Raw genomic sequence first — 8,807 nt, forward strand, 5'->3', positions numbered from 1 at the left:
AAACCTCCCATGATCCACGCGCAGTGAATCAGGAAAGCCACTCCGCCTCAACCCGCTGATTGGGTTTGAGCCCTAGCCTCGCCATCGAACACCACGGCCGCGCCCGCCGCCATCTGATCGCAGGGGCGCCGCCCGCGCCCTCCCTGACTGGGGCTGAGCAAGCGGCGGTGCGCCGTCGCAGACAGCGCTCGTGGCAACCATCCATCGATGACTGGAGCAAAAGCCCTTCTTCTCAGGCCCTTGTCATTAATCTAGTTTAACGCGTTTGACTCGCATTATCATGAAACCTATTGCGCCCGGATATTTCGGGGGCGTAACAGCATGTATCGGGTCTGCGCGTATCTTCTTTCCACCTCGGCGCTTGCCGCATGGCCGGCGACGGTCGACGCGCAGAGCAGCCAGTCCGCGACCGAGGCGGAGGAGACCGTTGCGGGGCAGGACGACCGGCACGACATCATCGTCACCGGCGTGCACGACGAGGAAGGGCAGGCGAAGGTCGTCAGCAACGGCGCGCTCGGCGCCAAGCCGTTGCTCGACACGCCGTTTTCGCTGTCCGTCGTCGATGCCGAGGATATCCTGCGCCGTCAGGTGACCAATATCGGCCAGCTCTTCGCCGACGATCCCTCGGTCTCGTCGTCGGCACCGGCGGCCTCGACGAATTGGTGGGGAACGCAGATCCGCGGCATCGGCGTGCGCAATTATTACGTCGATGACGTGCCGATGGCGCTGCACTGGGGCGGCGATTTCGCGCTCGAGCCGATCCAGAGCGTCACCGCGCTCAAGGGGCTGACCGGTTTCATGTATGGCTTCGGGTCGCCGGGCGGGGTGATCAGCTATCGTACCAAGCGGCCGACGCCGGCGCCGCTGCTCACCACCGAAATCGGGTATCGTACTGCCGGCATCGGCTATGCGCGGCTCGATGCCGGCGGGCCGCTGACCCGCGACGGTGCGTTCGGCTATCGTCTCAACCTCGCCGGCGAGAAGGGCGATGCCTATAATCACGCCGGGGTGAACCGGCTGGTCGGTGCGCTGGCGCTCGACTATCGCCTCGCCGCCAATCTGCACTGGTATGCCACCGCGAGCTACGAGGACAGCACGCTGCGCCACGAGCCGTTCAAACTCTATTGGGCGCACTATGCCGACACGGCATTGCCGCGCGTCTCCTACGATTACGGCAAAACGAATATCGCCAACAGCTTCTATGCGACCCGGACGCTGGCGACGGCGACCGGACTGGACTGGACCTTCGCGCCCGATTGGTCGGTGCGGGTGACCTATGGTTATTCGAGCAAGCTGCATCATTCCAACAAGATGTTCGTCTACCTGCTTGATCAGGCGGGCGATTATCAGGGCTATGCGTTTAACTTCGCCGAGTTGGATCGCAGCCACTTCGTTCAGGCGCTCGTCCAGGGTGAAGTTGCGACTGGTCCGGTCCGGCATGAGATCGTCACCGGCACCGCATTCCAGGCGACCCTCACCGACTTCGGCCTCGACGATTATCACTGGGATAACGACTTCGACGGCAATCTCTATCGCAACCAGCCGTTCCGCGTGACGCGCGCGATCGCCTTCGGCACCGGCGGATCACCGTCGCGGGAGCAGCAGCGGGCGCTGTTCGCCAGCGATACGCTGCACTTCGGCGATCACGTCCAGGCGATGGTCGGCGCACGCTACAATCTTTATCGTCTGTCCGACACCGACGACGATCCCACGAAGGATTCGAGCTACCGCGCCACTGCGCTGACGCCGACCGTCGCGCTGCTCTACAAGCCGGTCGCCTATGCCACGCTCTACGCCAGTTATGCCGAAGCGCTGGAGCCGGGCAGCCGGGTCGATGGCATCTACGTCAATGCCGGCGAGGTGCTGAAACCGACGATCAGCCGTCAATATGAGGTCGGCGGCAAATATGAGCATGACGGGCTCAGCCTGACCACCGCCGCCTTCCGCATCGAACGGGTCGAGCCGATCGATCTGATCGAGGGGGATCGCCGTCGCCTGACGCAGGACGGGCTGACGCTCTACAAGGGCATCGAGGCGACCGCACGCTATCAGCTGACCCCGGCGCTGCGGCTGGGGGCGGGCGCGATCCATCTCGATCCCAGCCTCCGCACCGTCGCGTCGGACAATGCCGACATCCTCGGCCATGTCCCGGCGGGTGCGAGACGATGGCAGGTGACCGGCAACGCCGATTACCGGCCGCCCGCGCTGCCGGGGTTCAGCCTGTTCGGCAACGTCCGCTATATCGGCCCGGCACCGACCGACGACGACAACCGGCTCGCCATCCCCGGCTATACCGTCGCCAATGCCGGCTTCCAGTATCAGACCCGGCTCGGCGACCAGCCAGTCACCGTCACCGGCAACGTCAACAATCTGACCAACGCGCATTACTGGACGCAGACCAACGTCGGCGAGGCGATCAACGGCGCGCTGTCGCTGCGTCTCGCTTGGTAACGGACGAACGGGCCGCCGGCGGGGTGCCGGCGACCCGTTCCTCGGGACGTTGGCGCGATGCGCCGCGATCAGGACGCGCGGTACATCTTGATCCGGTAGTTGGTCGTGTCGGTGCCGGCGGCATTCTTGTTCGGTCCGACGACGAAGGTGATGACGTCGCCCTGCTTGAGGCTGATCCCCTTGAGGCTCATGTCGTAATGGCCGTTGAAGATCGTCGCCAGCATGGTCTGCGAATTGACCACGACCTGCACGTCGATGCCGTCCGCCGAGTTGGCGTTGACGTCCCACACCCCGCTGATGTCGAACTTGCCGTCATAGGGCGAGGTGTAGCGCAGGATCGCCTTATAGGCGTCGGGCGACCCGCCGGTGTTATAGTCGACCGGGCTCACCGTATTGGCGTTGATGTTGAACGGGCGCAGCCAGTCGATGCCGATATAGGGCATCCAGTCCGAACTCGCGACCTCGCCCCCGCCCTGCGTATAGGCCAAAGTATAGGCCTGTGACCGCACGCCATAGGCGAAATAGGTCCATGGCCCCTCGAATTTGGTCGAGCCGTCGAGCGAATTGGTGAAGTCGAACTGGTCGTAGCTGTCGGCGACGAGCTGGCTCGAGCCGAGCACGACGGTGTCGCCATAGACCAACGGACTGTCGCTGACGATGATCGTCGGCGACTTGGCGTCGATCGTCGTCGGCTGGGCGATCTCGATGCCCTGCGAATTGTAGAATTTCGCGCTGGCCTTGACCGTCAGGCTGCGCGGATCGCCCCAGACGACCATCGCATTCTGCCCGAACTGATAGGCGTAGACGAAGGGATCGGTGGCGATCCGCCGGCCCGCGCCCTTGGCGAGGACCTGCGTCGCCATGACCTTATAGCCCTGCCCCGGCGGCAGCACCGCGCCCGAGAAGGAGGCGAGCGCGACGTTCTTGTACCAGATGTTGTTGGGGCCGCCCTGCTGGCGCAGCGCGTACCAGTCGGCCTCCGCGACGCCCGCGGTCGCCATCACCGCGACGCTCTTGACCAGATAGTCGGCGGTGTCGACGACGCTGTCGAGCTCCTTGGCGAATTCGGTGACGTGGATCGGCTTGGCATTGGCGCCCATCGCCGACTTGAGGACGGTGAGCTGCTTGTCGAGCTGTTCGGCGTCGGTCGTATAGGGATGAACGACGATGCCATCCATATAGTTGAGCCCGCCCATCGCGAACAGCGGCTTGAAATAGCCGACCGGGATGGCGAGCGCTGCACCGCCGAGCACCTTGACGTCGGCATGCGTCGCCTTGACCGCGGTATAGACCGCCTTCAGCGTCTCGTAATAATATTTCTGGCGCGCCGGATAGCCGTCGTTGAGCACCGGCCCGGTGACGAAGTTGAAGGCATTGTATTCGTTGCCGACCTCGATCGTCTTGACCTTGGGGAAATGGTCGAGCGTCGCGACGATCATCTTGGCGTAAGCGGCGCGGCCGGCGTCGGTATAGGGCGTCAGGCCGCCGTCGTAGAGCGGATTGGTATTGTCGAACAGCAAGGTGACCGGGAAGCCGCCGTCGCTGACGTTGTTGATCCAGCTCACCTTGGCCGAGTTGAACTGATAGACGCCGGGCGACTTCTCGATCTCGGTCCAGGCGACGCCGTCGCGCACGGCCGCCGTGCCGAGCGACTTTGCGGTCTGCAGGATCGAGAAGTCCCAGGTCTGCTGGCCGAAGGCGGTGGCGGCGCCGAGGATCATCGCGCTCGGCGTGGTCGCGACCGGGGTCGGCGTGGGGGTCGCGGTCGGGGTCGCAGTGGGCGTCGGCGTTGCCGTGGGGGTCGCGGCGGGAACGACGACGACGGCGCCGGACGAACCGGCCGCGCTTTCGCCGGCAGCACCTCCGCCGCCTCCTCCGCAGCCACCGAGCAGCAGCGCGCCGCACGTCGCAAGAGTCATTCGGAAGTTCAGCATGACGATCCAACTTGAGATTATTCTCAAGTTCTTAGCGGCACCGAGTTAAATATCGGTTGCCGCTCGGCGGATATGATGGTTGGAGCCGCTCGCCGTTTCATCCCGTCCCGCCCGATCCCGCTCCCCGTTGGTCCGCCCGCGGCATGTCTGGTTGTCCCAATGGTATTCCGAAGCCGCCGCCCCGCGACCGAACCGTGCCTGCCGCCGGGCCGGCGCGTCTATGCGATCGGCGACATCCACGGCGAGGCGGACCTGCTGATCCGCCTGCTCGAGGCGATCCGGGTCGACTCCCACGCCCGCCCGCCGGCTGCGGTGACGTTGGTGTTCCTCGGCGACTTCATCGATCGCGGCAAGGATTCGGCGACGTTGCTCAAGGTCTTCTCGCTTGCCGACGCCGATGCCGAAGACGTGAAGGTGCTGAAGGGCAATCACGAGGCGGCGCTGGTCGACGTCTATCGCGGCGACGAGGAGGCGCTCGCCTTCTGGCTGCAATTCGGCGGCCGCCCGACGCTGGAGGGGCTGGGCGTGCCGGTCGGCGGGCGGCCGCTCGACAGCGCCCGCACGCTGGCGCTGCTGCGTGACGCGCTCGACGGCGCGGTCGTCGACTGGCTCGACCGGCTGCCGCATTCGTGGAGCCTGGGCGATTATTTCTTCACCCACGCCGGCATCCGTCCGCGGGTACGGCTGACCCGGCAGGATCCCGACGATTTGTTGTGGATCCGCGAACCCTTCCTGTCGAGCAAGCGCCGCCACGAGAAAGTCGTCGTCCACGGCCATACCGTCGAGCCCGGCGTACCGCGGCTCGGCGGCAATCGCATCGGCATCGACACCGGCGCGCACGAGACCGGCTGCCTCACCGCGCTCGGCCTGGAAGACGGCGCGCAATGGCTCGTCCAGGCGCGTGACGGCCGCCCGCGCATCGTCAGCCCGCCGCTCGGCTAGCGGCCGCGGTGCCGGGCGATGTCGCGCCCCCGCCCCGCCCCGGTTCCACCGCAGTGCAAAAGAATCCGTGGCTTGGATGGTAGAGGCTCGCGTCCTGACGCGTTCGGTCGGGCGGCGATGTTCGCCGACAATCGCAACCGGGAGTATCTCTATGCTTAAATCCGTCATGCTGGGCGCCTCGACGCTCGCCCTCGTCGCCAGCCCGATCGCCGCCAGCGCCGCGCCGACCGTCGCCGCGCCGACCAATGCCGCAAGCGCGCTGTCGCTGTCGTCCGCGCATCGTGCCGGCGCGCCCGCAGGCAAGTCGAGCAAGCTCGCCGGTGCCGGCATCGGTCCGATCGCCGCAGCGGTGATCGTCGCCGGCATCGCGATCGGCGCCGCGGTGCTGATCAGCGACAAGGAAGACAATGATTCCGACAGCAACTAAGCTGTGACGTCCGGCCCCGTCCGTCGTACACGGCGGGCGGGGTCAGGCTGTTGCCGGTCATCGCAGAAACGCTTCGCCAACGTACGCCAAGCGCCTGCGACCGTCCTACAAACGATGGTGAAACGGAAATGTCGGCTGTTTGATCGGCCGCACCAAAGGCGGCATGAACACCAAGCTCCATACCGTCGCCGATGCGAACGGCCGCCCCTTGAGCTTCTTCATGACGGCAGGCCAGGTCAGCGATTATACCGGCGCGGCAGCGCTGCTCGATGATATGCCAAAAGCGCAGTGGCTACTGGGTGATCGCGGCTACGACGCCGACTGGTTCAGGGACGCTCTACAGGCCAAAGGCATCCAGCCCTGCATCCCGGGCAGGCGATCCCGCAACGAGCCGGTCAGATATGACAAGCGGCGCTATCGGCGACGCAGCCGCATCGAGATCATGTTCGGACGCCTCAAAGACTGGCGCCGCGTCGCAACCCGCTACGACCGCTGCCCGACCGCATTCTTCTCCGCCGTCGCGCTTGCTGCCACCGTTATCTTCTGGCTGTGATCAACGAGTCCTAACCCTAGGCGTACGGAACGTCCGCTCCAGGTGGTTTAGCGGACGTTGCGGATTGGAAGCTGGCAGGCGCTCAGGTTGTGATTCCACGCCCCGCCTCGATCAACGCAGCGGTCCTGTGCAACGAAGTCGCGAGCGGCCCAACCTGCTGACTTGCCTACCAGCAAAGCGACAAAAATGCTGAGTAAAGTGCGCCGCTTCACTGCAGCAAGCTGTAGACGTCCGGTCGATCCGTCAATGTCCGAGTTGGAGCGGAAGCCATCATAGGTCCGTGCTGGTCGCGACGGCCCACCATAGAAGGCCACCCACGGTCACAAGCAGCGCGGCGGCAGTGACAACCAAGAGAGCCAGCCAATGGTGCTGAGTCCTTTTCTGCATGGCAGACGAACGTTGTGACCTAGAAAGATGTCCGCAACTGAACGTTAGTCGAAGCCGAGCCCTTCCGACCAGTGATCGCGATCGAGCGCGTAGGCTTCGGTGTGGAAGCCGTTAGGATGATCACGGAAGCCGGGCTGGCTTGACACCCGTGCTACCGCACCGGCAGCCGGCTTCGGCCGACGGTAAACGCCGATCAACTTGGCGTCATCGCCGAACTCGTCATCCGTTCGGACGTGATGCAGCACATAAACGGTGTCGATTCTACGACGGTTCCAGCATGATCGAGCGTCTGCAATCAGGAGGCGGACATTACCATCCGAACAACTGGGATTGGGCGTCAGCGGCCGCGGCGCAGAAAGCGAAGCAAGGAATTGATCGCCGCTCTCGCTGCGATGCCAACGATGCCAGAGATGGCTGCGGCTGCCGCAATTATCTTCCGGCCATCAACGCATTCCGCTCCGGGGACGCATTGGCCCATCGAGGCATAGATGAACGCTGCTCCGAGAAGCGGCAGACCCACGATAGCTGCTAAGGCGCAGCCAAGCTTCCCTCCCGCGGTTCCGCCGTTCTGATAGCCGCTGTCATTCTGCACAAGTTCAGGCTGAACGAGCGGTCGCATTCGAGCAAGGCCATCCGGCTTCGCAGCGGCGGCAAGTGGCGATCACCGCCGGTCGAAGGCAATCGTCTCGCCTGTAACGAACGGCGGGCTCACAACGGCTTCGTACCAATCAGCGCGGAAGCCCGGCAGTGTGGATAGATGCGCAATTAGTTCTGGCCAGCCAGCCGCTTCCTCATGGAAGGTCCATACATGCCCCGCGACCTCGACATCACAGCAGATCAAATCCGTCGTAATTTCATCTCGCTTGTAGAAGACCACCGCACAGACGTCAGGCAACGGTAACTGAGCAAGGATGGCTGGCGTGATCGTCATTTTAATATGATGCCTTGATGAACAAACGGCAGCAATCGGAAGGAAAGCGGAATGTCCGCTTCCGGGCAGCGAACGAGCTAAGCGGACGCTCACTCCTCGATCCGGTGGACCGACCAAGCGATTTCAACGGCTGGACGCTGAGCGTAAAATCCCGGCCGGACGGTGGGGAGGTCGTCCATCGATCGCAGCCAATCCGCAATCTCTGCCAAGCCTAGCACAAGAGCGTCGGCTCCCAAGTGACCGTCATCTCCGCAATAGAACTGAATGTCACCGTCGTCGTCGTGAGCAAAAAGCAGGATGGGTCGGCCCTCCCAGACGTGCCTGCACACGATCGACGCTCGATTATTAGGGAAGGTGTAGCCAGCGACGTCGATCATGGCGGGAGCCTACCGCCTTTCGTGACGTCCACAATTGAGAACGGGCCGGAGCATCATGAGCGGCGACTTTTGGGCGGTAGTTGCCGTCAGCCAGCCGCTCTTGCTCCATTGCCGGGGCCTTGGTGAATTGCCAGATCATCAGTCAGCTCGAGCAACACAAAACTGCGAAAATTATCAGCGACGAATGTGTCCGGCAGGCCGCCGATCAAGGCGATCTTTCCCCGACTTGGCCCGTTGGAACAGCAAATCGCCCAAGCGTAACACCAGATCAAATAGTCAGAGAATACAAGATAGGCATCTTTCTCCTGTTCGATCTCATGATTTATCTGACCGGGTGGCCCATCCGGGCATTCGTCGGCAATAGATTTAATCGCGCTCGCCGCCCACCACTGATTGCCAATGTCGTCCATGAAAGTTGTGCTTGGCGCGGCATGGATCAGATAGGCCCGAAAATCTTCCAGCAGTTGGAGCGCATATCGCTTCTCCAATGCTTCTACATCTACGCTCGTACCCCGGCGGACATAGCTGTTTGGATCAGACAACGCCCAGTGATTGCTGAGAGCCTCATATAGGCTCGCTCCTCCCTGCTCGAATAACGCCAGATCGATAGGCAGCGTCTTTGTCGAAGGCAAACGTGAAGATCGCTTTGTTCTTTTCAGCCAATCGAACACGCAGCCCTCCTAATTTCTGCCTGACGATAGCGGCGATTGGAACGTCCGCTAGTGGGCGATTGTGTTGAAGAAGTCGGCTCGTGGTGCGGAAGTAGGGCGGCGGCTAAGTTGCGCTGAACAGTTCTGACCGGCTC

General features: G+C 63.2%; 9 protein-coding genes and 1 pseudogene. 5 read left to right on the forward strand and 5 right to left on the reverse strand.

Annotated features, from left to right (window positions below):
* The first annotated feature begins 321 nt into the window (after positions 1-321).
* On the forward strand, positions 322-2,451 hold the full coding sequence (locus AC07UH_RS21320) for a TonB-dependent siderophore receptor (RefSeq protein WP_495182199.1): 2,130 nt from the start codon (positions 322-324) through the stop codon (positions 2,449-2,451).
* A 68-nt stretch (positions 2,452-2,519) separates the two neighbouring features.
* On the opposite strand, the gene AC07UH_RS21325 is transcribed toward AC07UH_RS21320, so the two are convergent.
* Positions 2,520-4,370: a hypothetical protein gene (locus AC07UH_RS21325; protein WP_495182198.1), complete on the reverse strand. Its 1,851-nt coding sequence runs from the start codon at positions 4,368-4,370 to the stop codon at positions 2,520-2,522.
* Between the two features lie 174 nt (positions 4,371-4,544).
* Here AC07UH_RS21325 and AC07UH_RS21330 point away from each other — a divergent pair, with 174 nt between their 5' ends.
* From AC07UH_RS21330 to AC07UH_RS21340, 3 genes and pseudogenes are all read left to right on the forward strand, one after another.
* Complete coding sequence (locus tag AC07UH_RS21330) at positions 4,545-5,327, forward strand: metallophosphoesterase family protein (RefSeq protein ID WP_495182197.1); 783 nt, start codon at positions 4,545-4,547, stop codon at positions 5,325-5,327.
* A gap of 151 nt (positions 5,328-5,478) precedes the next feature.
* Positions 5,479-5,754, forward strand: coding sequence for a hypothetical protein (locus AC07UH_RS21335; RefSeq protein ID WP_081974586.1), 276 nt, complete (start codon positions 5,479-5,481; stop codon positions 5,752-5,754).
* A 124-nt stretch (positions 5,755-5,878) separates the two neighbouring features.
* Positions 5,879-6,307 (forward strand): annotated as a pseudogene (locus AC07UH_RS21340) (IS5 family transposase); the annotation flags it as partial.
* Between the two features lie 431 nt (positions 6,308-6,738).
* Here the strand turns inward: AC07UH_RS21340 and AC07UH_RS21345 are convergent.
* Positions 6,739-6,939, reverse strand: a complete 201-nt coding sequence (locus AC07UH_RS21345; protein ID WP_495182196.1) for a DUF7336 domain-containing protein — start codon at positions 6,937-6,939, stop codon at positions 6,739-6,741.
* A gap of 32 nt (positions 6,940-6,971) precedes the next feature.
* Here AC07UH_RS21345 and AC07UH_RS21350 point away from each other — a divergent pair, with 32 nt between their 5' ends.
* Entirely contained in the window at positions 6,972-7,226 is a 255-nt protein-coding gene (locus tag AC07UH_RS21350) for a hypothetical protein (protein ID WP_495182195.1), read from the forward strand.
* Between the two features lie 129 nt (positions 7,227-7,355).
* On the opposite strand, the gene AC07UH_RS21355 is transcribed toward AC07UH_RS21350, so the two are convergent.
* The 3 genes from AC07UH_RS21355 to AC07UH_RS21365 all read right to left on the reverse strand — a co-directional run bounded on the left by AC07UH_RS21355 (position 7,356) and on the right by AC07UH_RS21365 (position 8,673).
* A complete protein-coding gene (locus tag AC07UH_RS21355; RefSeq protein WP_495182194.1) occupies positions 7,356-7,625 on the reverse strand; it encodes a hypothetical protein in 270 nt (89 codons plus the stop codon).
* A gap of 89 nt (positions 7,626-7,714) precedes the next feature.
* Positions 7,715-8,002 (reverse strand): hypothetical protein, encoded by a 288-nt coding sequence (locus tag AC07UH_RS21360; RefSeq protein WP_495182193.1) that lies wholly within the window; start codon positions 8,000-8,002, stop codon positions 7,715-7,717.
* Positions 8,003-8,088: 86 nt separating this feature from the next.
* The gene (locus tag AC07UH_RS21365; RefSeq protein WP_495182192.1) at positions 8,089-8,673 is read right to left on the reverse strand and encodes a hypothetical protein; all 585 of its coding nucleotides are present in this window, start codon (positions 8,671-8,673) and stop codon (positions 8,089-8,091) included.
* Positions 8,674-8,807 lie beyond the last annotated feature (134 nt).

It is taken from the genome of Sphingomonas sp. GW821-FHT04B01 (assembly GCF_059420425.1).